Here is a 26,384-nt window from a genome sequence, read left to right as displayed (position 1 = left end):
TACTATTTTTTTTAAGCTATTACTCTTCCAGTGCTTTTACACCGGGAAGAACTTTTCCTTCCATATATTCCAGCAATGCGCCACCACCCGTACTCACGTAACTGACATCTTCAGTCATACCAAATTTACTTACAGCAGCAGCCGAATCTCCACCTCCTATTAAAGAAAATGCACCATTTTTCGTCGCCTCGACAACCGCATCGGCCACAGCTTTCGTACCTTTTGCAAAAGTATCAAACTCAAAAACTCCCATCGGACCATTCCAAAGGACTGTTTTTGAATCTTTGATAATAGACGCAAAATTCGCTGCCGAATCCTGACCGATATCTAAGCCCTGAAGGTCTGCAGGAATCTGATCATTTGGACCATCATATACATTTGCATCATTAGAAAATGCATCAGCGATTTGCGCATCTGTAGGAATAACCAAATTTACTCCTTTTTCTTTCGCTTTCTTTACCAATTCATTGGCTAGGTCAAGCTTGTCCATCTCCACCAATGACTTACCGATTTCGCCACCTCTTGCTTTGATAAACGTATACGCCATACCTCCACCAATCAGTAAGTTATCCACTTTATCCAATAATGCCTCAATGAGCTGGATTTTATCAGAAACTTTCGCACCACCCATAATCGCTGTAAACGGTCTAACCGGATTATTTAACACCTTCTCCGCATTACCTACTTCAGCAGCCATCAAATAACCGCTATATTTAGCTGAAGGGAAAAACTGTGCGATAATCGCCGTTGAAGCATGTGCTCTATGCGCAGTTCCAAAAGCATCATTCACATATACATCACCTAACTTTGAAAGCTTTTCAGCAAATCCTACATCACCTTTTTCTTCTTCTTTATAAAAACGTAGGTTTTCAAGTAATAAAACTTGACCAGCTTGCAATGCCGCAGCTTTTTCTACAGCTTCATTTCCAATACAATCATTGGCAAATTGAACCTCTGTACCTAACACCTTAGAGAGGTGAGCAACAATATGTTTTAATGAATACTTATCAGTAGGACCATCTTTTGGTCTTCCTAAGTGGGACATCAATATCACACTTCCGCCATCATTCAAAATTTTCTTTATTGTCGGAGCAGCTCCCTGAATACGATTATCATCCGTAATATTGAAATTCTCATCCAAAGGAACGTTGAAATCTACGCGAACCAAGGCTTTTTTACCTGCAAAATTTAAATCGTCTACTGTTTTCATCATATAACTTTAATGTTTTAGGATCTGTCGTTTGCCAAACGAACAGCTAAATATAGAAAAAAGGCATTTATTTTCATCAAATAAATGCCTTTTTATCGGATTAAATTATCATTAATGAATTTCTACGGTGTAAGGTAACCTTGCCTGAATACCGCTTTGTGTAGTTGCCTGCCGCATCACATCGAAATAACGATAGTATTCGCCCATTTGTTCTTTCGCTACCCAAGCCTGAACTTTTTCCTTTGAATTGTTCAATATCGAAGTGAACGGATCTTCCTTTTCAGGATATTGCGTTACTTTATACTTGTTTAGATTAGCCTTTTTAGCTGCTGCCTGAATAGCAACATCAAGATTGCCCAAACGATCAACCAATTTATTACTTAAGCCCTGAGCACCTGTCCAAACCCGGCCTTGACCAATGCTATCAACATTTGGCAAGGGGATCTTTCTCCCTTCCGCTACAACTTTTGTAAAGGTAGCATATACCTTATCAACCTCACGCTGGATGATATCCCTTTCTTCAGCTGTCAAAGGACGATCAAAAGTCGTATTCAAATCCGCAAATTTTCCGGTTTTCACACCGTCGTAGTGCACGCCAATTTTATTGTTCATTAAATTCTGGAAATTCGGTATTACACCAAATACGCCGATTGATCCTGTAATGGTCGTTGGCTCGGCAAATATTGAATCGGCAGCAGCCGATATATAATATCCTCCTGAAGCGGCAACATCACCCATTGAAACAATGACAGGTTTAACCTTTTTAGTCAAAATGACCTCACGCCAGATGATGTCCGAGGCAAGGGCTGAGCCTCCGGGAGAATTCACACGCAACACAACAGCCTTGACAGCGTCATCCTCTCTCAACTTACGTAATTCCCTTGAAAATTTATCGCCACCAATTTCACCCGGGCGCGTCCCTTCGCCATCCACAATCTCTCCAACCGCATAAAGAACAGCCACCTCAGATCCACTACCATCATCCTTCAGCTTCCTATTATAATCTAATAACGAAACAAATGATATTTCTTCCTTCTCCCCTATCTTCAGTCGTTTTCTTAAATCAGCCAACAATTCATCTTTATAAATCTTAGCGTCCGCGAGCTTATAGCGCACCGCATCATCTGCACTTCTAACCAGGTAATTGTTCGCTATACCGCGTAACGTGTCCGCAGGAATATTCCGGCTTGTCGAAATCTCATTAATAAAAGTTTCGTATATACTTCCCAGATATGATGTCACCTGTAGACGGTTTGGATCACTCATTTTATTTAAGAAAAAGGGCTCCACCGCACTCTTAAATGTACCTACTTTCACAATCTGCATCTCTACCCCCACTTTATCCAATAGATCTTTGTAAAACATGGTCGAACTCGCAAGCCCCCTAAAATCAATGGTTCCTTGTGGATTGACATACACTTTATCCGCAATACTCGCCACATAATATGCTTTTTGATTGTAGCCGGCATTGTAAGCAACGATAAACTTCCCTGTTTTCTTAAAAGCCAGCAGTTCATCCCGCACCTCTTTCAAACTCGCAAAACCAGTCCCGATACTTCCCGCATCGATATAAATTCCCTTAATACTCCCGTCCGTTGCTGCATATCTGATTCTACCCAGGATATCATCCAAACCAATACTCTTGGTGGAATAACCTGGAAGATTTAAGCTTCCAAAAGGATTATTGTCGTTCCGTTCATTGATATCATAGTCAAAGGATAAAAATAACACCGAATTGCTTTTGACAACAACCTCCGGCTCCGAAGACGCCGAACTGATAAGCGCCCCGATGATACCCATAACAACAATAAACAAAATCACAAAAGATATCACAATCCCTGTAATCGTAGCCAATACATACTTAAAAAATGATCTCATATTTTATAATTAATCCCAATTTTTACAATCTTGCAAATGAAAAGATTTATTTTACACTAAAGGTAGTGCAATATTTTTTATTCCCCCAGTATTTTATTCTATAAAGCCTTAATTTAGTAGGATGAATAAGATTTTTATATTATTAGGGACCAACTTGGGAGATCGTCTGCGACAACTTTTACGGGCAAAGCAAGCGCTTGAAAAACAGGTTGGAGAAATTTTGATGGCATCTTCCATTTATGAAACCGCCGCCTGGGGTGTTGAAGACCAACCCGCATTCCTAAATCAGGTCATCTTAATAAAATCCGGTTTATCCCCAATGGATTGTTTGAATCGCACACAGCAGATTGAATCGGATCTGGGAAGAGTACGTCTAAAGAAATGGGGCCAAAGAGCGATTGACATTGATTTACTTTATTTCAACGACGAAATTGTCAACTACCCAAATCTAATTATACCACATCCGTTTATTTCAGAACGACGGTTCACCTTAGCGCCCTTAGCAGAAATAGCGCCGGACTACATTCACCCCGTTTACAAAAAAAATAACGTATATTTATTGCATAACTGCAAGGACGAATTACCCGTAAAGAAAATTAGCAACGATGAACCATATCGACATTGACCTGATCAAGCAAAACATGTTTGACAATTCAGATTTGATCAAACAATTTGTATCAATGTATCTTATTCAAACCCCCGTAGATTTGGACAACTTACGAAATGCACTAGCTGAAGGTGACCATCAAAAAATTGCTGATGCCGCTCACCACATCAAACCGACGATGGACTATATCGGGGCATTCCATTTAAAAGCCAAATTTGAAGAATTGGAAATGAATGCCAAAAATCAGGAATCCTTAGAGGGACTCCGAGCGACTTTTCACGTCTTGGATATCGAAATGAAAGAACTGTTATTTGAACTTGAACAATACGAAAAAACGATCTAAGCCAGATCGTTTTTTTTATTGAAGTGCAAGGCCGACAGTATAAAATACAAAAGTAGAATAACTGGTAAAGCCATAAACTGCCCGATTGCAAATAAAACCAAAGTTAAGAATAGAAAAATAAAGCGATATTTATTCGTCGCCCAGTCCATTGAACTGAATTTCATCGAAAACAGTCGAATCTCGCTAATCAACAAGTAACTAGTCAAGAGTGCACTACAAATCAAAAATATTGGATTTATAATGAGTTCAGGATACTTATCCGCAATATAAGGCAATGAAAGTACATAAAAAGTATTCATTGGGGTATTAAGTCCAATAAAATCGGAAGTTTGTCGTTCGTCCAAATTAAACTTGGCCAAACGCAAAGCCGAAAATACGGTTATAATAAACCCTAGATACGGCAGTAAGGAAGCATCAGGAAGCGCTTTCTGCAACAATGTAAACATGATCGTACCCGGTAAAAATCCAAAACTGACCATATCAGCCAACGAATCCAATTCTTTGCCAATAGGTGATTTTACATGGAGTAGTCTGGCAACCATGCCATCGAAAAAATCAAATATTCCAGAGGCAAGAACACAGATGGTCACTGCTTTAAGATTCCCCTCCAAGGCCATCAGCACAGCAATACAACCACTAAAAAGATTCAGACAGGTCAGCAAATTTGGAATATGTTTTTTCATCTAAGTGATTTATTTTTTATAAAAAAAGCCATCATTCGGTTAGAAATGATGGCTAAAATATCAAAATTTGATGGGATTACCCATTCATACTGATCAAAAATTCTTCATTTGATTTAGTACCACGCATTTGTCCCTGTAAGAATTCCATTGCTTCTGTAGAATTCATATCCGACAAGTGATTACGAAGCACCCAAATGCGTTGCAATGATTCTTTGTCTGTCAATAGATCATCACGACGCGTACTAGATGCTGTAATGTCAATTGCAGGGAAGATACGTTTGTTTGCCAATTTACGATCCAATTGCAGCTCCATATTACCAGTTCCTTTAAATTCTTCAAAGATCACCTCATCCATTTTGGAACCTGTATCTGTCAAGGCTGTCGCAAGGATTGTCAATGAGCCGCCGTTTTCGATATTTCTAGCCGCACCAAAGAAACGTTTTGGTTTATGTAGCGCATTTGCATCCACACCACCGGACAGGATCTTACCCGAAGCGGGAGCAACAGTATTGTAAGCACGAGCGAGACGAGTGATAGAATCCAACAGGATAACCACATCGTGACCGCACTCTACCATACGCTTCGCTTTTTCCAATACGATATTAGCAATCTTTACGTGACGATCAGCAGGTTCATCAAAAGTAGATGAAACAACCTCCGCACGTACGCTTCTTGCCATATCCGTAACCTCCTCAGGACGCTCATCAATCAATAAGATGATAAGGTATACTTCAGGATGATTCTTGGCGATTGCGTTAGCAACTTCCTTCAACAAATTTGTTTTACCTGTTTTTGGTTGCGCAACAATCAGTCCACGTTGACCTTTTCCGATAGGTGTAAACAAATCCATGATACGTGTAGAGTAATTACCCATACCCATATCTAAATTTAAGCGCTCATCCGGAAATAATGGAGTCAAATAGTCAAAAGGCACGCGGTCGCGTACTTCTGCAGGATTCTGTCCGTTAATAGCTTCTACTCTAACCAAAGGAAAATATTTCTCACCTTCTTTTGGCGGACGAATACAGCCACGAACGGTATCCCCTGTTTTCAGACCAAATAATTTGATCTGAGACTGTGATACATAAATATCATCCGGAGATGTCAAGTAGTTATAGTCCGAAGAACGCAAGAAACCATAGCCATCAGGCATAATTTCCAAAACACCCTCATTAACGATAACATTGTCGAAATCTGTACTGGAGGAAGTATTTTCAGCTTTAGGAGTTTGAAGAGTTTTTTCAGGTTGGGAACCTTTATCTGTTGTCGGAGTTGTATCTACCGCAGGACTGCTTTCTTCACTTTCGACAGCCTCACGTTTTCTTACAGTCACAGGCTCTGCGGTTTTCACCGTTCTCACACGTTTACGTGTACGTTCAGCCTGTTCCTGATTGTCTTCCTCCACTTTAGCAACATTTTCTGTAGAAGCCGGAGCTGCTTCTTCTTCCCCACCGGTATTGCTAATTCTTTCTATTAATTCTTGCTTACGCAATTTATCAGCATCTGCGATACCGATCAACTTAGCAATCTCGCGCAATTCCGATACGAGTTTAGCGTTTAATTCGTTAATATCCATTAATGTGTTGTGTATGATTTTTGGATTTTCTTTTGAGCTTTATTCTGATTACACACTTAAGCTTGTTTCCTTGTTTAAGTGAATGAAGAACTTAATGATTTCTTTTAAACCGAAGTGGATTAAATCTTGAGAACCTAGACAAAGAAAAAAACAAATTTTGTTATTTCAAAATATTTCAAAAAAAATATTTACTATTGTAGCTAGTAAAACGATTTAACAACATTTTTAGATTGAATTTTATATTTTTTTTCATAAGTTCGTACCTTTCAAAATTTAAGTTTTTAGATCCCTTATATGGAACAGCAACAAACTAAAACCAATTACCCCGCACTCTACACATTGATTATTGTGTTTTTCTTTTGGGGGTTTATTGCGGCGGGAAATAGCGTATTTATCCCATTCTGCAAGAATTATTTTCACCTGGACCAATTTCAATCGCAACTTATAGACTTTGCCTTTTATACGGCATACTATATCGGTGCATTGCTCCTTTTCATCTTTAGTTCGATAGGCGGCAAAGATCTCGTTGGAAAATGGGGTTACAAAAAAAGTATCGTTTATGGTCTATTATTTTCAGCACTTGGTGCGGCAGCAATGATTGTGGCAGTCGAGGTGAATCTATATATTGGCATGTTGTTGGGGTTATTTGTGGTTGCACTGGGATTTTCCTTGCAGCAAACTGCAGCCAATCCCTTCGCCGTCTTATTAGGGGATCCAAAGACAGGAGCTTCCCGTGTCAACCTTGGTGGTGGTATCAACTCCTTTGGAACAACCATAGGCCCCTTAGTGATTGGGTTCTCCCTTTTCGGAACATTCGAACCTATTTCTGATTCTGAGATTGCCAATCTACCTTTAAATAAAGTGGTCTACCTCTACGTTGGTGTGGGTCTGTTGTTTCTCCTCGCTGCGGCATTGTTCAACTTTAGCAAAAAAGTACCGGCTGGAATCAGCAATGAGCCAATGGAAAAAGCCAACAAGGCTTTACGCACTTTGATCATCATGACGGTGTTATTATTCGGCATGTTCGCACCTGTATTTTTAAGTTACAAGAGTGACCTTGCATTGCACATCGAACAACTACACCAACAAGTAGCAAGCCTGACCGACCAGGTTCAGATAGATCAATTAAAAGCACACATTAAGGAAGTTGCCAAACCGCTGGAAACACAACGTATGCTATGGTTAGCAGGTGCTTTAATCGTTGTCATCGGCGGCTTACTCTTTTCAAACAGAAGTGCTAAAAAGAATCCGGAAGGATGGGGAGCAATGAAATACCCACAACTAGCATTGGGAATGCTTGCATTATTTATCTATGTTGGTATTGAAGTAGCGATTGGTAGCAACTTAGGTGAGTTGTTGACTTTAAAAGAATTTGGTCACCTACAATCTTCTCAGATCACACCCTATGTATCCATGTACTGGGGAAGTATGATGATCGGTCGATGGGCAGGTGCAATTACTGCATTCAACCTGAGCAAATCGACTAAAAACGGTTTACTAATCATCGTCCCTTTGGTTGCGTTTTCGATCATTGTTGGTGTCAATACACTTGCAGGCTTCGAAATGTCACACCTTTATTACTATGTGATCTGTATTATTCTGCAAATCGTGGCTTTCTACCTAAGTAAAGAAAAACCTGCACGTACATTGATTATTTTTGGTTTATTTGGAATCATTGCCATGTTAATCGGGCTTTTCTCTTCAGGTACAATTGCTATTTATGCATTTTTATCAGGAGGTCTTGCTTGTTCAATTATGTGGTCATCCATCTTCAGTTTATCAATCGTTGGTCTTGGAAAATATACCGCTCAGGGCTCAGCATTCTTGGTTATGATGATTCTTGGTGGTGGTGTCCTTCCTCCTATCCAAGGAAAATTGGCCGATCTTATCGGAATACACAACTCCTATATCCTACCATTAATCGGATTCTGTTATATTGTTTTCTTTGCTGTATTTGTCAAAGGAATTTTAACCAAACAAGGAATCAATATTGATGAAATCGAGGCTGAAGGAGGTCACTAATCGCATCAACTAATTGTAAATAGTACACTATTTAAACAATTTTATTACACTATTCAAAAACTGGCTTAACAACACCGTTAAGCCAGTTTTTTTATATAATGAGCAAATTCTTAAAATTTATTTTTTTAAAAATACATGGATAAGTTATGATATTTAAAATTAAAAAATGTATTTTCGGGGAATTGATTAATGAATTGATTACTCATTTTATAACGATAAACACAATTAAAACTACTCAATAATGATAATCATTGCTGACGGGGGATCAACAAAAACAAACTGGTGTTTGTTAGATGATTCAAATAAAAAGATCTACTTCAATACCGAGGGTTATAACCCTTATTTTGTTGACAGTGAATACATTGTAAACTCCCTAAAAAAAGGATTACCGCAGGATTTACCTTTTGAAAAAATCGCGGAAGTAAATTATTATGGTGCTGGTGTCCATAATAAAGAAAAAGCTCAAATTGTAGTTGATGCTTTAAAACAAGTATTTACTACTGCGAAAGTGGAAGTAGGACACGATCTACTTGCTGCTGCAAGAGCATTATTAGGATCTCAAGCCGGATTTGCTGCAATTTTGGGTACAGGAACAAATTCTTGTCTCTATGATGGTAAAGAAATTACATTAAATATTGACTCCGGAGCTTACATTTTAGGTGATGAGGGATCGGGTAGTTATATTGGTAAAAAATTACTTGCAGACTATGTTCGTAATTTAATGCCCAAAGATGTTAAAGAAGTTTTTTGGAACACGTACAAAATGACAAAAGACGAAATCATGGATGCGGTTTATACCAAACCAATGCCTAACCGTTTCTGTGCAAGTTTCAGCAAATTCGTCTATGACAACAATGTGAACATTGAGTATACACGTAATATTGTCGATGAAGCATTTGAAGCTTTCTTTAGAAATTTAGTCAGCAAATACCCTAATTATCAAAGCTATACCTTCAATTGCATTGGTTCAGTAGGTTACAATTTCAGAAACGTACTGGCTGAAAAGGCAGAACAATATGGTATGAAAGTAGGCAAAATCCTGCGTTCTCCAATTGATGATCTTGTCCAGTTCCACATTGATAGAGCAGCTGCAGTTGCCAAATAAGAAGGTAAATAATCTTTAACATATTATAGGGTGTCTGATCTGGATCAGACACCTTTTTTATTGAATAAAAAAGCTAATATTAAATTCTAATAAACTTACTTATACTGCTTTACAGGATATTTTAATGATTTAATAACAGGAATTTCATCAGTACACAATAAATTTACCTTTTTTTTGTAAAAAGAATATTTATAGTTTATTCCGATGAAAAGAAGCCTTGATATACTTGTACTCTCAGACATACACTTAGGTACATACGGAAGTAGAGCCAAAGAACTTTTACTTTACCTGGAATCTGTCGCACCCAAGATATTGATCCTCAATGGCGATATTGTCGATATCTGGCAATTTAAGAAAAGCTACTTTCCGCAGGATCATTTAAAGGTTATCAAGAAGATCATTGACATGAGCTCAACGGGTACCGAAGTCCATTACATAACCGGCAATCACGACGAAATGCTCCGCAAATTTACGGATCTTAAACTTGGTAATATCAAACTGAGCAACAAACTCCTTCTTTCACTCAATAATCAAAAAGTATGGATCTTTCACGGGGATGTTTTCGATGCATCCATCCATCACTCGAAATGGCTGGCAAAACTTGGCGGCTGGGGTTATGATAAGCTGATACAGCTCAACAATGTCATTAACTATTGCCTGGATAAAATGGGAAAAGAGAAATATTCGCTTTCAAAAAAGATAAAAAACTCTGTTAAAAAGGCCGTCAAATACATCTCGGACTTTGAGCATACAGCAACGGAACTGGCGATTGAAAAAAATTATGATTTCGTGATCTGCGGTCATATTCATCAACCCCAGATAAAGGAAGTTATCACCCGAAAAGGCACCTGCACCTATATGAATTCCGGTGATTGGATCGAAAATCTCAGTAGCTTAGAATACAAAAATGGTGAATGGAAGCTATTCTATTTTGAAGAGAATAAGGAACATATCCTTAAAAACAAAATCATTGACACTCCCCTTTTCAGCTTAGAAGATCTCAAGAAAATCGTTATCTCATCCTAGGCGGAAAATGGGTGCCACATAGCTGCACAGAACTTATTTAAGCAAAAAAGGCCGAACTAGTTCGGCCTTTTTATCTTTTACAACGTTATTGTTTCCCCTATTTTTGGAAGAGAAAGTGAAATATCTTCGTTTTGAAATTTGTCTAAAGCCTTTTGTTTATCAATCTGAATTGGCGGAAATGAATCGTAATGAATCCCTACCACACGTGAACAGTTAATAAACTCCGCTGCTTTGATCGCGTCATCGACATCCATGGTATAATATCCACCGATTGGTAAAAATGCCCAATCTAATTTCAGATCTGCCAACAGTTTCATTTCCATGGTCAACGCTGTATCGCCGGCGAAATAGATCTTTTTCCCCTGTACATTAAAGACAAATCCAACCGGAAATCCACCATATTGCCCATCGGGCGTACTATTCGTATGTGCAGCATAAACCATCTTGACAGTGCCAAAAGGCAGCTGTATCGTACCGCCAAGGTTGAACTCAATCACCTTTTCGTTTGGCACGCCCTGTCTTCTTACCCATGCCGCTGTTTCTACAATGGCCAATACTGTAGCATCGCTATTCTTTTGGATGGTCGCCATATCTGCGACATGATCCTGATGTCCGTGGCTTAAAAAGATGTAATCGGGCTTAATCGCATTTACATCAATTGCTTTCGCCAGTGGATTATACGTTACGAACGGGTCCAATAATACCTTCGTTCCATCAAAATCAAACTCAACACAAGATTGACCGTAATAAGTTGCTTTCATGATCATATTGCTATTGATTAAATAAGCCGCCTAAACCGCCTAACATATCCTTACTCGCTGCCTGCATTTCAGCCTGACTGATACTCTCTGCTTGGACGATTGCCTTGTTTAAAGCAACAACCAATAATTCCTCCAATTCTTCTTTATCTGCATTAGACAAAAAAACAGGATCTATCGTAATCTCTTTAATCTCTTTATTGGCTGTTGCTACTACTCGGATCAAACCACCTTCAGCCTCACCGGATACCGAAATTGTATCTAGTCTTTTCTTGATTTCTTCTGCCTTTTGCTGTGCCTGAAATAATTTGTCAAACATATCTATCACATTTATTTGATGCCAATTTACAAAAATCCTCCAATACCTACTATTGCTAATTTACTTTCGCTAATGCTCGCCTTTTTGTATTTTTGCAGCATGCAAAGCAATCAGGAAAAATTAGTTGCCCATTTTTTGGAACAGCTGAATCTAAATAATAGCACTTTCTCACCGGAAACATACGCTAAGTTAGCAGCAAAGCAATCGGCAATCGTGAGCATCGAAGACGTCATTGCTTATATCAATACGCTTGGCGAAGAATTAAACAGCGAAGAAAACATCAATGAGCTTATTGAAAAAATAGAAGATGAAACCAGCATCTTGGTTCACAAGCTCAAATTTATAACGGCCAGTGACAGACCCAAAGTATTGGTTTTAGATCAAATTGAACCACTGGAAATCAATGAATCGGCCTATCTTCAGGAGTCTATCAAAATAGCAGGCGGAATTCCTACGACAACTCCGCATGAGGCAGATAAAATTATCCTTATCGACAGCGACGAAACTGTATTTACCCGTATTCCGCTATTATTAAATGATCCCTCAATTGCACAATCAAAGGCAATTGAACTCGATCAGCTTTTTATCATGACAAAACCCGGTTTTGCCCAGACCCCGGGATACGAATACCTTACGGAGCTGGAATCGTTAGCGGAGATCTTTCAGCCAAAATATTTCGTTTATGGCCACGAAGGCAAAGACTGGTTACAATTTCAATTGAAATAGTAGTGAACAATTTAATATCTCTTTCATAAAAAAAGCATCTTTAAATTGATTAAAGATGCTTTTTTTGTGATGAAATTACGCACTAGCTATACCTTCTCCGCAATACCTCGTATAACTTTTCAACGGTATGGGGTTTATCTGCCCACCTGTTTTTGATCGCGTAATTGGTTTGCAAAAATGCATCAGCTTCTGCATAGCTGCTAAATCTGTTTAATAACTCTACCGCTTCGCTATAAGCCAAACTATAGCCATTAAATAAGTCTTTAATAAATAAAAGCTTATCGTTCAAACTTATTCCGGTTTTGATATCTGTCAGTTTATCTGAACTTCCGGATTGATTGACTTGATATACCCGGTTCTGTACTCCGGCCTGCTTTTGCTGTGAGATAATCTCATTTAAGGTGAGCGGTCTGGAAGGAGCCTCCTCCATTACCGTATTGACCTCTTCCTGGATAAGGTTCTCTTGAACTTCTTTGATGATCACCTGTTTTGGTTCTTCTATAACCTCGGTCACCACCACTGGTTCCTCATCAATGAGATCTATCTTGGGTTCATTTATGGTATACTGATTTTCTTCAACAGGTTCTACAGTAGCTTCAGGTGTTGTAGGTGGAGCCTGATCAACGGCTGTTGAATTAGCCTCATCAGCGATCTTTGGCGTATACGAGACTGCTGGCAGCTCCACTGTTTCTTCTACTTCCGCTTGTGCTTCAACAGCAGCTTCATTTGAGTTTTTAGATGTGCCGCTATCCACAATATGCTGTACGGTGTTTTCAGTTTCAACAATGGGCGGGTTAGCTATCCGTATCGAAGAAGGTGGTGTAAAATAATCATTGAACGCTATTTTTTTGCTCTCCAACGCCGATTCTTTTAAGGTATTTTGAACTTGCCCGCCTTGTAATACAGTGTCTGTCTTAAGTAAAGTGATATAAGCTGCCACAGATTGCGCTTTCGCTTCCAAACTCACCCAATCACTTAATTCAGCAGTACCGTCTTTTTCCGACAAATCCAAATACTGTGCATTCAAATCCTGTAATAAATCTCCTATCTTATTAAAAATTTCTTCTTTAGTACCCATAATTCTATTTGAAATCGCCTGTTAATCGTTTATAATTCCTTTACATTCCTTACCTTAAAAAGTGGAAAACTCAATCCTTTGATTTATAAATATTTGAATTTGCAGTCACTTTTTTGCTACTCAAATTTAATATTTAATTCTGATATTAGCATTGTCAAAAACAGAATATAATAGGAGGTCTATGGACAAATAATACCTTATTTGCTGGCCATCCGAAAAAAATAATTTAATCAAATGCTTTTTTCCGAACATAATCTGACATTGAGACCGGCTCGATATGGAAGTATTGAGGTTATCTGTGGATCAATGTTTTCAGGCAAAACCGAAGAATTGATACGCAGGCTAAAACGCGCACAATATGCACGCCTAAACGTTGAAATTTTCAAGCCTGCAGTCGATAAACGATATGATGAAAAATTGGTCGTTTCCCACGACAGCAATAGTATCCCCTCTACTCCGGTTGAAAATTCTTCAGCAATCCTGCTATTGAGTTCGGCTACTCAAGTTGTTGGCATAGATGAAGCACAATTTTTTGATGACGGATTGACAGAAGTGTGTGTCAAATTGGCAAACAGTGGAATTCGTGTGATTATTGCCGGATTGGATATGGATTATAAAGGTCAACCCTTCGGTCCAATACCTAGTTTGATGGCGGTAGCTGAACATGTCACCAAAGTTCACGCAGTATGCATGCAATGTGGCGCTCCAGCGAATTATTCTTATCGGCTCACAGATGACACACAAACCGTGCTACTCGGTGAAAAGGAAGCCTATGAACCACGCTGTAGGCAATGTTATTACCATTTGGATCAACAGGGTCACTCGCGTAATCAACGTTAGGAATACGACCTCCACTAGTCATTTCATTCTTCTACTGGGCATCTGTCGTTCCTTCCGATCAAAAACAGCTGCTTGCCGATTGCATTTACCGGATTTATTTATAACATTTCTGTTAGAAATAACTGCCAGATAGACCCAGAATCAATTTGGCATAGGATTTGAAATATACTTTACAAATAAGAAGATATACGCTTTCAAAAGCGACAAAATACTTTTCATAATTTAGGTTTATAATTGGTTAGTTTGCACCTCCTTGCCCATCAAGGAGGTGTTTTTTTGTGCTAAAAAAAAACGCTGCCTTTTTCAAGAACAGCGTTTATATTGTATTACGTTAAGCTCAATCTCATTAGGGCTGTACGCGATAGTTGATCACTTTTCGACCGATATTACCCGTCTGATCCATCCCTTCGACAATCACTTTATAATTGCCGTTTCCATCCGCATTGTAGAATTGAACGGCGGCCTCACCAGTCTCGGTGATTGTTACTTTTGGATTCCAATAAATGGTGGTCCGTAGGTCGTTTGCCGATTTTCGCTCTGGTGTATCATATTTTGGCGTGTAGAACTTACGTTCTTTAACATAGCCTAGTGGGAACATGTCTATAACATTCGATTTTGGCAGGAGTTTCTCAATTTCACTCAAAGCCATCCGAGGTTTCTTGGCCTCCACTTTCTTAGTATAAATAGAGACAACACCATTGTTTTGATACATTCTTGATACCGTACCCAATTCGTCACGCAAAAAGATTTCTATTCCCTCGATATCTGCTACATTGATGCTATTCAATCCGGGCTCGTCTATAGCCATACCATTTAGGAAAAACTGAACGGGTGTACGTCCACCCGCATTGTAATCACGCGAAACATAATATTTCAATGTTTGGGGGTCGTAGGTGATTCCCGTTAAAACAGTCTGCAGACACATAGTCAACACATTACACCCTGTTAAGCGTTCTGGCTCGATACGATGTTCAGGCATAGACAAACCCGAAATCGATGGAAAATCCTTATTGGTGATGACCTTTTTCTGAACTCCCGTCACCTCTACTTCATCCAACAGAATGGATTTTCGGTACTCTTTTCGGCTATTATCCAGATAAGGCGCAATTGCTTGGTCTATATTGGGGACAAAGTAGCTTTTATAGCCATTATTCTTATCTATTTCGGGATAATAACTCTGATCCATATTGATCACCAAGCTCCGGTAATTATCATTTGACCGCGCATTTACAGTCACTTTAGATGAATCAGGAAAAACAAGGTCTTTGAATGTAAATCGGCCATTTTGATCGGTGTATACATCCTTTTTGATATTCCGTGAAGGTACAGACAACAACAGACCTCCGTTCGGATATGGACGACCGGTATTCATACGCAGAATCCCCGATAACTCGATCCCTTGTTCAGGAAGAAAACTAACCGGAGGTAACTTTTCAGCGATTAATGCAGGATAATCAAAACGGCGATAGCCCTGTGTCATTAATAAGGCATCCAAGGCCTTTTCGCGGTTTGGATTTTTTTCATCAAAATAAGCATTCGGGTTTTCGACATTTCCTTTCAGATCCGAAGTCAGCAGGAAATTGCTAACGATGGAGAGGTCAGCTTGGTCATTATAAGGGACCTTAGACTCATCAATTACTGAAACGGAATAACTGCCTGGATATTTCTGTCCATTATTATCAACGGAAAGCTTTAAATTGACCAGATCTTTCGCTTTATAACTTTGTTTGTCACTGGCGATCTGAATGTTGAGTAATTTCTCACTCTGTACAAATGCCAGGCGTTCGCTTACAGGTTTGCCGTCAGGAGTCATTAAAGTGACCTGAACGATACCGTTAGGTAATCTTTCTTTTGGAATATTGACCAGCGCAGATGAAGATTTTAGATTAACCTGAGCGCCAAAACAGAGATGACCATTCGACTGAACCAATACATAGTAAGATTGAGCAGGGTTTTTCGAAAAATTATCCTCGCTAGTCACAACAGCAAATTCGGCATTTATTTCATCCTGCTTGACAAATACAACATTTGCCTTATCATTAGCAACAGCCGGAAGCTTATATTTACGTTCCTGTCCATTGTCAAATTTGATGACGGCCTGGTAGTTTTCTCCAGCTAAAGGCAACAAGGAGAAATACCCCATTCCCGATCCAAAATCTTCAAATTCTGCAACAGATTTTCCTTTTGAATCGAGAATTGAGCCTTTTACTTTCAGGCTCTTGCCATCAGATCCCACAGCTTTAAAAGCCACCTTTTTAGCAAGTCCGGCGATTAAGTCTCCACCCTCAGGAAAAAATTGCACATCCGCATCCCAGAGGGCATTTTTCAGTAGAAAAGAACTGGACAGCGGTTTTTCATTTTTATTTTCCTGGATACTCACCTTTAATTGTCCTTTCTCCAGATTAGCCTTTTCTTTTGCCGATAAATTGATCGTCACCTTCCCCATGGCATCCGTTTCACCTTTGCCTTTATCGACAGTTTCCCATCCAGACACAAATTCCCAGTTGATCTTTGAATTAATCATAGGCTTGCCTGTACGATCCCTGAACTGTATGACGGCCTGACTTTTATTTCCACTGAGGTTATTCTGAAATTCAATATTTGTGGTCAATTTCTTATTGATCACATCACCTATTGGAACAATTTTATTGAAGAAGTAAGAAGCGTCAAAATTTGACATCCATTTGGTATAAGCTCTGAAGCGATAGTTATCCTGCACCATGAACTGTGGATCGAGCACCATCTGGCCATTGCCAACACCTTTATCCAACGGAACCCTAAAGGTCTGAATAAGTGAATCGCGGCTATTCAAAACTTCTACATAGGCGATTTTGCTCGGCTCATATTCTGGAAGATTCCGGGATAAATAAGTAGAAAACCATAGCGTGTCCCCCACGGCATAATAAGGTTTATCAAAGTGCAGATGTACTTTTTCTGTTGGGTAACCTTGAAAATATTTTTGAACTCGTTCTACGATCGTATTAATAGGTAATGTAGGTGCAGTCTGTGCGTATGTTGACCCGACTCCTAAAATCCCTATCGATAAAGTCAATAGTTTTATGTGCTTCATTGAAAGTCTTAGAATTAAAAAAAGAATAGCTAAATATATTCAATTTTACCCAAAGGCCAGTCCTATTATGGCATTTTTAACATTTATTATAACATTATACCTGCATTCAAGCAAACTGCTAAAGTAAAGGCGCCAATAAACGGCAGATGGAATCGACCCCCCGTTTCCAGCGGCTTCTTTGCATCCATTTACGAATTGTGATTAAATCCGAAGCTTCAATATCCGCAAGAAATTGATTGTTCAGACGTTCACAAAGCGCTTTGTCAGAAACAATCCCCGATATCTCAAAATTGATATAAAAACTTCTGATATCCAGGTTGGTCGTGCCAATATAGGCTAGTTTACCATCGATACAGATCGTTTTGGCATGTAGAAATCCTTTGGTATAAAGATATACATTTACTCCCCTTTCGAGCAGCGGCTTGATAAAGGAAAAGGAAGCATGCTGTACAAAAAAGGAATCAGATTTTGCCGGCAACATCAGATCAACGCGAACCCCTGAAGAAACTGCCAGCATCAATGCTGTCGTCAGTTGATCACTCGGAATAAAATAAGGTGTACACAATTGTACATATTCCTTTGCTTCATTGATTCCGGCAATAATTGCCTCCATATTGAATGGAGCCGGAGAGCCGGGATCGCTCGCTGTAAAGCCAACACCACTCGCGTCCTCATCAGCGATCGGAAATCTATTTAAATAGCCTTTACCTAGTTCAAATGATTCTGCATCCGTTTGATTCCAGCTATTCCAAAACTGAATTTGCAAGGTATTTACGGCCGCTCCAATGATCATCATTGCTGTATCGCGCCAATAAATATCATTTTTTCCATTATTGATATAACGATCTGAAATATTGATTCCCCCAACAAAACCTACTTTTCCATCGATGACCGCAATCTTTCGGTGATTTCGATAATTGCTATTGGCCAAGGAAGAAAAAGTGACGGGAAGAAAGGGCTCAAAAAGAAAATCAGGCTTATGTCTATGTAAATATTTAATTACATCAGGAGCACCAAAACTGTCCAGGATCAAACGTACTGTCACTCCTGCTTTTGCTTTCTCTTCTAATATTTGCAATATTTCGCGTCCGACCTCATCCATTTCCCAAATATAGTATTCCATATGAATGGAATGTTTCGCATCTTTCAGTTGCTGAATCAATACCGGAAATTTTTCCTCGCCATTAATAAACAATGTCACATCGTTATTTAGGGAGAATGTGGATATTTTCTGGTTTTTGAGGTACCGATAGACCATAGCCAAACTCCCTATGCGTTCGTTCAGGGTATCAATATGTTCCTCCATAATTTCCGATTCCTTGCGCCAGGCATCTAGTAATTTTTTTGATTGCTCGCGGTACATCCGCTTCATTCTTTTAACTTTCTTAAATTTTTGACCAAAGAAATAATAACTGAGCAGACCGATTACAGGCAGAAAAACAATCACCATAATCCAAGCGATCGTTTTGGCAGGATTACGGTTTTCAATCAAGATGGTGCCGATTACACCAATATATAAGACAAGTAAGGGAATCCAGTAATATTGTAAAGCAATTTGTAAAATATAATGAAGTACCTCCATATGATGCGCTAAGTTTAATATCAAATATAATACTTAGCCCCGACAAATTGTATGCCCTTAAGCACAGTTTATTGCACCGTCAATATGGATAAGAGGACTTAAATAAGGGATATTTAAGTTCGCCCCTCTAAGTATAAACCAGATCCCCAATAGGAAATATAAAAAAGGTACCCATTTTGAAAAGCTAATTTTGAAAGATCTGGAGAAGTTCCCCAATAAGGAAAACAAAAACAACAGTGGAATAGTACCCAATCCAAAACACAACATAAATAGGAAACTCTGTTGTGGGCTGTCGGCATTCATTGCGGACATTAACGCCATATATACCATACCACAAGGTAATAATCCGTTCAATATGCCCGCAATAAAACTCCCCCCCGGTCTATACAACCATTTCGACAGAAGTCTGACAAAGGGCTGCACGGAACGAGTCTGCAAGCGGGCTATAATAAGGTTGTTTTTCCCTACAAGCTGAAACACAGCGATCAGCACCAATATTACCCCTGTGACCCAGCTCAATGCGCGTTGCCAGCCCTGAATTTGTGCAAATGTACCAATGGTTCCCAAAAGAAATCCCAGACTACCATAGGTCAAAACCCGGCCTAATTGATACATTACCTTGTTCAGAAAAATAGACCAACTCAGCCCATGCCTGCCCTCAATGGCAAAAATTAAGGGACCGCACATGACAGCACAATGTATGCTTCCAAATAAACCCATAAAGAATGCAAAGTAGGTATAGCTCATGCTCCCGGTTTAAAATAAAATATGCTCCTCAAATAAAAAATCCTTGCCTTCACTTTTCCAGTCAACATACAAATTCCACATTCCTTTGTCGAATGTGGAAATAGGCAATGCCAGCACATTGCCCGTTGTCTGGAATGGCAGCTCCCTATCCAGCTTACTATCCGATGGTTTACGAAATAATAGTTTCCCTTTGTTCACTTTCGAGACAAAATGTATATAAAGTGTATCTTTTCTGAGCTCAACCGTCGGCGTCTCTTTCATGCTCAGCACATTCTGTTTTTTTTCATAAGCCTGATCATAATTCAAGCCTTGTTCATAATAATCGTCTTCTTCTAAGCTGTCCGTATCTTGAGTGACCATGTAAAATCCAGCCGCAACGATGCACAACATAAATACCGCTAAGATCAAAAAAATTTTTGTACCCCAATTCATTGTTCTATTTGTTAATTCATCCCGGGAGGAGCAATAAAAGTTGTTTTTAAGCTTTCAACTTTTTTATCTCCTGAATAGATAGATAATTTGATATTACTTTTATATGTTTCGACATCCTTGTTCGCGATAATCAGAAAAAAGCTTAAAGTTGCATGTCCATCTTTACCAAGCTTTTGGATAGGATTAACCAGTTGAATTTTGAGTCTCGGATCCTCGCATACTAATCGAAAAGGCATCTCTTTGCCAGATTTGTTAATTAACTCCAGGGCGTAAAGATTACTGATTGTCTTATCATCCCGAAGCTGATAGGTACTTCCTTTTGCCCGTAACAATCGACCATCAACCTGGGAGCGATTGAACAGCAAAAAACCAAATACCGATAGCAACAGCACCAAGACAATGGTGTATGCCACCGCCCGCATATTGCTTTTCTTCTTGAGCGTACCTTCAATCTCCCCCATGGGGTAAAAACCGATCAGCTTTTTGGGCTTTCCGATTTTTTCCATAACAGCATCACAGGCATCAATACATGCCGTGCAGCTCACACATTCCAATTGTAGGCCTTTACGGATATCAATTCCTGTAGGACAAACGTGCACACAGAGTTTGCAGTCCACGCAATCCCCATGCGAGGTAGAAGCGCCTTTTTGCTGCTTTCCTCTGGGTTCACCACGTCTATGATCGTAGGCCACTGTGATACTTTGATCATCCAGAAGGACACCTTGCAATCTTCCATAGGGACAAATTGCAATACAGACGATTTCCCTGATATAGGCAAATACCGCATAAAATACCAGCGTGAATACGATGATGGAGATTAAGCCGGCAATATGCTGATCCAATGGATCGGTGACTATTTTAATCAATGCATCCGAACCGATGATATAAGCCAAAAAGATGTTCGATATAAAAAACGAAATAATCAGAAATATGCCATGCTTCAACAGCTTCTTCATCTGTTTCTGATCGGTATTGGGACCTTCATCGCCCTTTTTTTGTTGCTGCCAATCCCCTTCGATCCAATATTCTATCCTCCTGAAGATCAGTTCGAGAAAAATTGTTTGTGGACATGTCCATCCACACCAGACACGTCCAAAGACCACTGTAAATAACACCACGCAGACCATGACGATCAGCATCCCAAAAACAAATATATAGAGATCCTGGGGGTAAAAAAGGTTTCCTAAAATCGAAAATTTCCGTTCAATAATATTGAACATTAAGAACGGCTCACCATTTATTTTGACGAAAGGAGCTACAAATAAGAACAGTAGTAGTGTATAACCAACCCACTGTCTCTTTTTATAAAGTGCTCCCTGCGGTTTTTTTGCATAGATCCACTGTCTCTTTTTTGACTTAGATCCACCATTATTGGCATTATTAACTACTACTGTACTCATTTCAATCTTGATTTACTATTCAGCTTTTTTTTCTGCCCCAGTGCCGTCATTTGCTTTGGTTGTACCCTCAGCATTTCCATAGGTAGCTTCTTCTCCTTGTGGTTCTTTTGGATTGGCAGGGTGTGTATCCCTCAGCGTAACTATGTAATTTGCCACCTGTGCAATTTGCGCCGGACTTAAGGTCTGCTCCCAAGGCACCATTCCTTTATCCGGAACACCGTACTTAATAGTTTTGAAGAGATCTTTAATCTCACCGCCATGCAACCAAAATTTATCCGTCAAGTTGGGGCCAATACCACCCTCCCCGTTTCCACCATGACAGGCGACACAGTTTGCAGCGAATATTGCTTTTCCTTCAACCGCCATGTCTGGTTCAAATTCAACCGTATTTTCATCAACATTGCTGGCAGAAGCAGCTAAATACGCCTGTCTTTCCTTTTCCGCAACAACCATCTCATGCGCGTACTCCTGATCTTGATTCATACCAATCCCGGAAACCTGATAGATGAATAAGTAGACCACCCCAAAAAAGATTGTTCCATAAAACAAAAAATTAAACCAGATTGGAATGGGGTTATCCAGTTCCCGGATACCATCATATTCGTGATCGATGACTATGTCCTTTTCCTCAGAGATAGGTCTTATTCCCATGATCTTATTCCAAGATCGTTTCAACCATCCTCTATTGGCTAATTTCTTGAGCTCTCCCTCTTTGATCAATTCAGGCATCGTAATCTTAATAATAGATTTCATTGCGCGGTTAACCATGAGTGCCGAGGCCAGAAGGGCCAACATCACGACTATCAATACGATAATTAAGATATCTGTGTATAAATTATCTGTACCAAAACCCCAAGAAGACGGAATGGCTTCTACTGTAGCAGGTGCAGTATCTAATAATAAACTCATATACTATATACTTTCAGGTGAATGATTCGTTTCCTTTTCAGTTTCCTCCTCCAAAGGCAGCTCCTTCATATAGTTTACATAGTCCTTTTTCATGCGAAACAACATGATTGCGACCGAAATAAAGAAAATCAGGAATATCCAAAGTGATACAATAAGGTAAAGCTCACTTCCGTTCAAATTTGTGATTTGTTTAAACATAGTCTTATTGAATTACGTTAACATCCTCAGCCGCTTTCGGAGCTGCTTTTATATCCGTTCCGAGTCGTTGTAAATAAGCGATTACTGCTATAATTTCGCGATCGGCCAATACATTGACTTGATTCTGTTTCAGATCGTCAGCAATTTTTTGCGCCTGTTTATGCAGATCTTGTTCCGCATTCGCTATCGCCACATCCGTATAGGGAATTCCTAGTTTGCGGAGAGCTTCCATTTTATCTTTCAAAATAGAGTTATCCAACTGCTGGTCTATTAGCCAAGGATAAGAAGGCATAATACTTCCCGGAGAAGTTATGGTTGGATCCAAAAGATGATCAAAATGCCATTTATTTGGATATTTGGAACCAATGCGATGTAAATCCGGCCCGGTCCGTTTCGATCCCCATAAGAATGGTGTATCGTATACATATTCGCCAGCTTTGCTATATTCACCGTAACGGGCAGTCTCCGATCTAAACGGGCGGATTGTTTGTGTATGACAATTGACACAGCCCTCTCTGACATAAAGATCACGTCCCTGCAGTTCCAGTGCTGTATAAGGCTTCACACTTGCAATCGTCGGTACGTTTTTGGAAATGGTAAATGTAGGAACCATCTCAACCATACCACCGATCAGAATCGCGATAAGCGCCAGTACCATGAACAATATGGGTTTACGCTCAAGACGACGGTGCTGGGACTGTTCATTGACCTGAACCGGTAATAAAGCTGGTGCTTCGGCAGGCTCATTGGCCATGAGCTTACCTTGCTTCATGGTCTTAATCAGGTTGAACGTCATCAGGAAGACACCTGATAAATAAAGTGCCCCACCCAAAGCTCTCATCATATGCATTGGTAAAATTTCCAATGTTGTTGCTAAGAAGTTTGGATATTTCAATACGCCTTCTGGTGTAAACTCTTTCCACATTAGCCCTTGTACAACCGCTGCCCAATACATCGGAATAGCGTAAAATAGAATTCCAAGTGTACCGATCCAAAAGTGAGTTGAGGCTAATTTCTTAGAGTAAAGTTCTGTTTTATAAATACGTGGGATTAGCCAATAGAGGATACCGAATGTCATAAAACCATTCCAGCCCAATGCACCAACGTGTACATGCGCAACGATCCAATCGGTAAAGTGTGCAATCGCATTTACCTGCTTTAAAGACAGCATCGGTCCTTCAAACGTTGCCATACCGTAACAGGTCAGTGCGACGACCATAAATTTCAACATAGGTTCAGTCCGTACTTTATCCCAGGCACCACGCAGGGTCAACAGACCGTTTATCATACCGCCCCAACTTGGTGCAATCAGCATAATCGAAAATACTACGCCTAGGGACTGAACCCAGCTTGGTAATGCGGTATATAACAAATGGTGAGGTCCGGCCCAGATATAGATAAAGATCAATGACCAAAAGTGCAGAATACTTAATTTATAGGAATAAACCGGACGATTAGCCATTTTTGGCAAAAAGTAGTACATCATTCCCAAGTAAGGAGTAGTTAGGAAAAACGCTACAGCATTATGGCCATACCACCATTGCACAAGTGCATCTTGTACACCTTTATACACATAGTAGCTTTTCCATCCTGCCACCGGCAGTTGAATGGAGTTGACGATATGCAACACCGCTACCGTAACAAATGTGGCAATATAGAACCAAACTGCGACGTACATATGACGTTCACGCCTTTTGATAATTGTACCAAACATATTGATCCCAAACACCACCCAAATAAGGGTAATTGCGATATCAATTGGCCACTCCATTTCGGCATACTCGTGACTTGAAGTAAGTCCTAGTGGAAGAGTGATAGCCGAGGCGACAATAATTAACTGCCAACCCCAAAAATGGAGCTTGCTTAAAGCATCACTAAACATTCGCGCTTTAAGTACCCGTTGCAAGGAGTAGTAGACTCCCATAAAAATACCATTACCTACGAACGCGAATATCACGGCGTTGGTATGTACTGGGCGTACACGGCCAAACGTTGTGTATTGTAATCCGAAGTTCATTTGAGGCCAAACAAGCTGCGTTGCCACAAGCAATCCTATGGTCATACCAACTATCCCCCAAATAATGGTAGCGATTCCGAAATTTCTGACAATTTTATTGTCGTAATTAAATTGCTCTAACTGCATTACTTAAATTGTTGATTCTGAATCAAAAGTAAGCAGCATTTTATGACAATCTAATGATGTACAAGGCGTACAAAAGTGATGTACATCACTTTATATAAATTGCGATAATCTGTTTTCTGTCGTCTGTTTTGGTTGATTTCAAGATATTTAAATCAAAAACGTAAGAAATAAAATAGTTTACTGTACAAAGTCTAGGAATAAAAGTGATATCTGTCACTTTCGCCAATAGAATCGCTAGGTTGTTATTACTATGGAAAGCACATTGGAAACTCGATTTACCCTCATTTTTAGCCTAATTTCCTGTCGTATTTTGTTCTCTCCTCTCTATACCTCTTTTCGGGATACCCCGCTATGCAAGAAAGTTAAGATTCTTGTACCATTATGATTCATTCTGGCGGCAAATAGGTATTTGTAGTAGACAGAATAGCCAAACTCGCTCGCATGGATTACGTGTTGCCCATTCGATTTCTCTTTGCTTGTTCTCTTCAGCTCCATCAAAAGAGAAATTTAACATGTGCTAAGTCAGTCCTATGATATATGACCGACCTCCGGCGACTCTAGCCATCGTAATGATGTATCGTTTTTCCTAAAACTTCGGATCGCCGTGAATAACCTACCATCGAACATGTATTTTTAACAATCAAATGTATTAAGATCGGTTGTGGGATTAGATCATAACCCAGTTCTTTCGAGGAATGCTATTCTGAATGGTTTTTTGGATCCTTGTTCCGTAGCTGTTCCCCAGGGTTTCCCTGCCCGGCGCTTCTTCATAGAGAACATCGGCCGGAAGCATAGTATCGGCAAAGGGGGATAAAAGAACTGGGGGACAAATAAAAGATCTTCCGGAAAGGAGATATGACCTAAACGAAAGAAGCCCTTGACTGTTTCCAGCAAGGGCTTCCGTGTAAAAAAAGGCACCGACCTACTCTCCCACCTGTTACGGCAATACCATCGGCTCTGGCGGGCTTGACTGCTCTGTTCGGAATGGGAAGAGGTAGACACCGCCGATATAGGCACCTAAAGATCTTTTTAGATGTGAGATATGAGATATGAGTATTGAGATCCTGTTAGGTCCCAGATAGCACGTATCCATGTCCACGTCTAAATGACATATATATTGAAAGATTACTTCAAAAATTAAAGAGGAAGACAACAGTGTCTGTCTGCTTGAGAAAGCTTCGGGCTATTAGTACCACTTGGCTTTGGTCTCTCAACCTTTACACCTATGGCCTATCAACGTAGTCATCTCCTACGACCCTATAAGGAAGTCTCATCTCGTGGCTAGTTTCGCACTTAGATGCTTTCAGCGCTTATCTATTCCAGACGTAGCTACCCTGCCGTACACCTGGCGGCATAACAGGTTCACCAGAGGTCTGTCCAACCCGGTCCTCTCGTACTAAGGTCAGATCCACTCAAACTTCCAACGCCCACAACAGATAGGGACCGAACTGTCTCGCGACGTTCTGAACCCAGCTCGCGTGCCACTTTAATGGGCGAACAGCCCAACCCTTGGGACCTTCTCCAGCCCCAGGATGTGACGAGCCGACATCGAGGTGCCAAACCTCCCCGTCGATATGAGCTCTTGGGGGAGATCAGCCTGTTATCCCCAGCGTACCTTTTATCCTTTGAGCGATGGCCCTTCCATACAGAACCACCGGATCACTATGTCCGTCTTTCGACCCTGTTCGACTTGTAGGTCTCACAGTCAAGCAAGCTTATGCCATTGCACTCC

22 protein-coding genes and 2 rRNA genes are annotated in these 26,384 nt (G+C 39.9%); 7 read left to right on the top strand and 17 right to left on the bottom strand.

The features are described from left to right. Positions 1-19: 19 nt before the first annotated feature. Both DCO56_RS06590 and sppA read right to left on the bottom strand, forming a co-directional pair. Positions 20-1,210: a phosphoglycerate kinase gene (locus DCO56_RS06590; protein ID WP_108633684.1), complete on the bottom strand. Its 1,191-nt coding sequence runs from the start codon at positions 1,208-1,210 to the stop codon at positions 20-22. A 111-nt stretch (positions 1,211-1,321) separates the two neighbouring features. Then, positions 1,322-3,088 carry a signal peptide peptidase SppA gene (gene sppA, locus DCO56_RS06585; protein WP_108632987.1) on the bottom strand — a complete coding sequence of 589 codons (1,767 nt, stop codon included), beginning with the start codon at positions 3,086-3,088 and terminating at the stop codon, positions 1,322-1,324. Positions 3,089-3,209: 121 nt separating this feature from the next. Between sppA and folK the strand changes: the two genes are divergently transcribed. Together folK and DCO56_RS06575 are read left to right on the top strand one after the other, a co-directional pair. Next, the gene (gene folK / locus DCO56_RS06580) at positions 3,210-3,713 is read left to right on the top strand and encodes a 2-amino-4-hydroxy-6-hydroxymethyldihydropteridine diphosphokinase (protein ID WP_108632986.1); all 504 of its coding nucleotides are present in this window, start codon (positions 3,210-3,212) and stop codon (positions 3,711-3,713) included. Further along, positions 3,694-4,038 (top strand): Hpt domain-containing protein, encoded by a 345-nt coding sequence (locus DCO56_RS06575; RefSeq protein ID WP_108632985.1) that lies wholly within the window; start codon positions 3,694-3,696, stop codon positions 4,036-4,038. Before folK ends, DCO56_RS06575 begins: the two co-directional genes overlap by 20 nt. Here DCO56_RS06575 and pssA read toward each other — a convergent pair. Then, positions 4,035-4,721 carry a CDP-diacylglycerol--serine O-phosphatidyltransferase gene (gene pssA / locus DCO56_RS06570; protein ID WP_108632984.1) on the bottom strand — a complete coding sequence of 229 codons (687 nt, stop codon included), beginning with the start codon at positions 4,719-4,721 and terminating at the stop codon, positions 4,035-4,037. The genes DCO56_RS06575 and pssA overlap by 4 nt on opposite strands. A gap of 76 nt (positions 4,722-4,797) precedes the next feature. Then, positions 4,798-6,297 carry a transcription termination factor Rho gene (gene rho, locus DCO56_RS06565; RefSeq protein ID WP_108632983.1) on the bottom strand — a complete coding sequence of 500 codons (1,500 nt, stop codon included), beginning with the start codon at positions 6,295-6,297 and terminating at the stop codon, positions 4,798-4,800. A 294-nt stretch (positions 6,298-6,591) separates the two neighbouring features. On the opposite strand from rho, the gene DCO56_RS06560 reads away from it, so the two are divergent. From DCO56_RS06560 to DCO56_RS06550, 3 genes are all read left to right on the top strand, one after another. Further along, complete coding sequence (locus DCO56_RS06560) at positions 6,592-8,319, top strand: MFS transporter (protein WP_108632982.1); 1,728 nt, start codon at positions 6,592-6,594, stop codon at positions 8,317-8,319. 241 nt (positions 8,320-8,560) lie between these two features. Continuing rightward, positions 8,561-9,424, top strand: a complete 864-nt coding sequence (locus DCO56_RS06555) for an N-acetylglucosamine kinase (RefSeq protein ID WP_104380805.1) — start codon at positions 8,561-8,563, stop codon at positions 9,422-9,424. A 204-nt stretch (positions 9,425-9,628) separates the two neighbouring features. Next, a complete protein-coding gene (locus DCO56_RS06550; RefSeq protein WP_108632981.1) occupies positions 9,629-10,450 on the top strand; it encodes a UDP-2,3-diacylglucosamine diphosphatase in 822 nt (273 codons plus the stop codon). A 77-nt stretch (positions 10,451-10,527) separates the two neighbouring features. Here DCO56_RS06550 and DCO56_RS06545 read toward each other — a convergent pair whose 3' ends face one another. Both DCO56_RS06545 and DCO56_RS06540 read right to left on the bottom strand, forming a co-directional pair. Further along, the gene (locus DCO56_RS06545) at positions 10,528-11,211 is read right to left on the bottom strand and encodes a metal-dependent hydrolase (protein WP_108633683.1); all 684 of its coding nucleotides are present in this window, start codon (positions 11,209-11,211) and stop codon (positions 10,528-10,530) included. Positions 11,212-11,221: 10 nt separating this feature from the next. Next, a complete protein-coding gene (locus DCO56_RS06540) occupies positions 11,222-11,527 on the bottom strand; it encodes a YbaB/EbfC family nucleoid-associated protein (protein ID WP_108632980.1) in 306 nt (101 codons plus the stop codon). Between the two features lie 99 nt (positions 11,528-11,626). On the opposite strand from DCO56_RS06540, the gene DCO56_RS06535 reads away from it, so the two are divergent. Continuing rightward, entirely contained in the window at positions 11,627-12,253 is a 627-nt protein-coding gene (locus DCO56_RS06535; protein ID WP_108632979.1) for a substrate-binding domain-containing protein, read from the top strand. A gap of 82 nt (positions 12,254-12,335) precedes the next feature. Here the strand turns inward: DCO56_RS06535 and DCO56_RS06530 are convergent, their stop codons facing one another. After that, on the bottom strand, positions 12,336-13,331 hold the full coding sequence (locus tag DCO56_RS06530; RefSeq protein ID WP_108632978.1) for a hypothetical protein: 996 nt from the start codon (positions 13,329-13,331) through the stop codon (positions 12,336-12,338). A gap of 234 nt (positions 13,332-13,565) precedes the next feature. On the opposite strand from DCO56_RS06530, the gene DCO56_RS06525 reads away from it, so the two are divergent. After that, a complete protein-coding gene (locus tag DCO56_RS06525; protein ID WP_108632977.1) occupies positions 13,566-14,171 on the top strand; it encodes a thymidine kinase in 606 nt (201 codons plus the stop codon). A gap of 346 nt (positions 14,172-14,517) precedes the next feature. Here DCO56_RS06525 and DCO56_RS06520 read toward each other — a convergent pair whose 3' ends face one another. The 10 genes from DCO56_RS06520 to DCO56_RS06475 all read right to left on the bottom strand — a co-directional run. Further along, on the bottom strand, positions 14,518-17,241 hold the full coding sequence (locus DCO56_RS06520; RefSeq protein ID WP_108632976.1) for a carboxypeptidase regulatory-like domain-containing protein: 2,724 nt from the start codon (positions 17,239-17,241) through the stop codon (positions 14,518-14,520). Positions 17,242-17,359: 118 nt separating this feature from the next. Then, positions 17,360-18,823, bottom strand: a complete 1,464-nt coding sequence (gene cls, locus DCO56_RS06515) for a cardiolipin synthase (RefSeq protein WP_108632975.1) — start codon at positions 18,821-18,823, stop codon at positions 17,360-17,362. 57 nt (positions 18,824-18,880) lie between these two features. Then, positions 18,881-19,570 carry a sulfite exporter TauE/SafE family protein gene (locus DCO56_RS06510; RefSeq protein ID WP_108632974.1) on the bottom strand — a complete coding sequence of 230 codons (690 nt, stop codon included), beginning with the start codon at positions 19,568-19,570 and terminating at the stop codon, positions 18,881-18,883. 9 nt (positions 19,571-19,579) lie between these two features. Then, a complete protein-coding gene (locus DCO56_RS06505; protein ID WP_108632973.1) occupies positions 19,580-20,002 on the bottom strand; it encodes a FixH family protein in 423 nt (140 codons plus the stop codon). Positions 20,003-20,013: 11 nt separating this feature from the next. Continuing rightward, positions 20,014-21,402: a cytochrome c oxidase accessory protein CcoG gene (ccoG, locus tag DCO56_RS06500; protein WP_108632972.1), complete on the bottom strand. Its 1,389-nt coding sequence runs from the start codon at positions 21,400-21,402 to the stop codon at positions 20,014-20,016. 15 nt (positions 21,403-21,417) lie between these two features. Continuing rightward, the gene (locus DCO56_RS06495; RefSeq protein WP_108632971.1) at positions 21,418-22,311 is read right to left on the bottom strand and encodes a cbb3-type cytochrome c oxidase N-terminal domain-containing protein; all 894 of its coding nucleotides are present in this window, start codon (positions 22,309-22,311) and stop codon (positions 21,418-21,420) included. A gap of 3 nt (positions 22,312-22,314) precedes the next feature. After that, positions 22,315-22,509 (bottom strand): hypothetical protein, encoded by a 195-nt coding sequence (locus DCO56_RS06490; RefSeq protein ID WP_108632970.1) that lies wholly within the window; start codon positions 22,507-22,509, stop codon positions 22,315-22,317. 4 nt (positions 22,510-22,513) lie between these two features. Beyond that, entirely contained in the window at positions 22,514-24,652 is a 2,139-nt protein-coding gene (ccoN, locus tag DCO56_RS06485) for a cytochrome-c oxidase, cbb3-type subunit I (protein ID WP_108632969.1), read from the bottom strand. Positions 24,653-25,561: 909 nt separating this feature from the next. After that, positions 25,562-25,673 (bottom strand): 5S ribosomal RNA (rrf, locus tag DCO56_RS06480). Between the two features lie 145 nt (positions 25,674-25,818). Next, positions 25,819-26,384 (bottom strand): 23S ribosomal RNA (locus DCO56_RS06475); the annotation flags it as partial.

The organism is Sphingobacterium athyrii (assembly GCF_003071065.1).
Taxonomy (GTDB): Bacteria; Bacteroidota; Bacteroidia; order Sphingobacteriales; family Sphingobacteriaceae; genus Sphingobacterium; species Sphingobacterium athyrii.
Note: the sequence above shows the minus strand (reverse complement) of the source record. Positions and strands in the feature narration are given on the sequence as shown.

Coding starts and splice junctions, on each gene's coding strand:
- DCO56_RS06590 (WP_108633684.1), bottom strand. CDS start 1,210: ATGAAAACAGTAGACGATTTAAATTTTGCAGGTAAAAAAGCCTTGGTT.
- DCO56_RS06490 (WP_108632970.1), bottom strand. CDS start 22,509: ATGTTTAAACAAATCACAAATTTGAACGGAAGTGAGCTTTACCTTATT.
- ccoG (WP_108632972.1), bottom strand. CDS start 21,402: ATGAGTACAGTAGTAGTTAATAATGCCAATAATGGTGGATCTAAGTCA.
- DCO56_RS06545 (WP_108633683.1), bottom strand. CDS start 11,211: ATGAAAGCAACTTATTACGGTCAATCTTGTGTTGAGTTTGATTTTGAT.
- cls (WP_108632975.1), bottom strand. CDS start 18,823: ATGGAGGTACTTCATTATATTTTACAAATTGCTTTACAATATTACTGG.
- DCO56_RS06575 (WP_108632985.1), top strand. CDS start 3,694: ATGAACCATATCGACATTGACCTGATCAAGCAAAACATGTTTGACAAT.
- rho (WP_108632983.1), bottom strand. CDS start 6,297: ATGGATATTAACGAATTAAACGCTAAACTCGTATCGGAATTGCGCGAG.
- folK (WP_108632986.1), top strand. CDS start 3,210: ATGAATAAGATTTTTATATTATTAGGGACCAACTTGGGAGATCGTCTG.
- DCO56_RS06550 (WP_108632981.1), top strand. CDS start 9,629: ATGAAAAGAAGCCTTGATATACTTGTACTCTCAGACATACACTTAGGT.
- DCO56_RS06505 (WP_108632973.1), bottom strand. CDS start 20,002: ATGAATTGGGGTACAAAAATTTTTTTGATCTTAGCGGTATTTATGTTG.
- DCO56_RS06530 (WP_108632978.1), bottom strand. CDS start 13,331: ATGGGTACTAAAGAAGAAATTTTTAATAAGATAGGAGATTTATTACAG.
- DCO56_RS06525 (WP_108632977.1), top strand. CDS start 13,566: ATGCTTTTTTCCGAACATAATCTGACATTGAGACCGGCTCGATATGGA.
- DCO56_RS06520 (WP_108632976.1), bottom strand. CDS start 17,241: ATGAAGCACATAAAACTATTGACTTTATCGATAGGGATTTTAGGAGTC.
- sppA (WP_108632987.1), bottom strand. CDS start 3,088: ATGAGATCATTTTTTAAGTATGTATTGGCTACGATTACAGGGATTGTG.
- DCO56_RS06540 (WP_108632980.1), bottom strand. CDS start 11,527: ATGTTTGACAAATTATTTCAGGCACAGCAAAAGGCAGAAGAAATCAAG.
- ccoN (WP_108632969.1), bottom strand. CDS start 24,652: ATGCAGTTAGAGCAATTTAATTACGACAATAAAATTGTCAGAAATTTC.
- DCO56_RS06560 (WP_108632982.1), top strand. CDS start 6,592: ATGGAACAGCAACAAACTAAAACCAATTACCCCGCACTCTACACATTG.
- DCO56_RS06495 (WP_108632971.1), bottom strand. CDS start 22,311: ATGAGTTTATTATTAGATACTGCACCTGCTACAGTAGAAGCCATTCCG.
- DCO56_RS06555 (WP_104380805.1), top strand. CDS start 8,561: ATGATAATCATTGCTGACGGGGGATCAACAAAAACAAACTGGTGTTTG.
- pssA (WP_108632984.1), bottom strand. CDS start 4,721: ATGAAAAAACATATTCCAAATTTGCTGACCTGTCTGAATCTTTTTAGT.
- DCO56_RS06535 (WP_108632979.1), top strand. CDS start 11,627: ATGCAAAGCAATCAGGAAAAATTAGTTGCCCATTTTTTGGAACAGCTG.
- DCO56_RS06510 (WP_108632974.1), bottom strand. CDS start 19,570: ATGAGCTATACCTACTTTGCATTCTTTATGGGTTTATTTGGAAGCATA.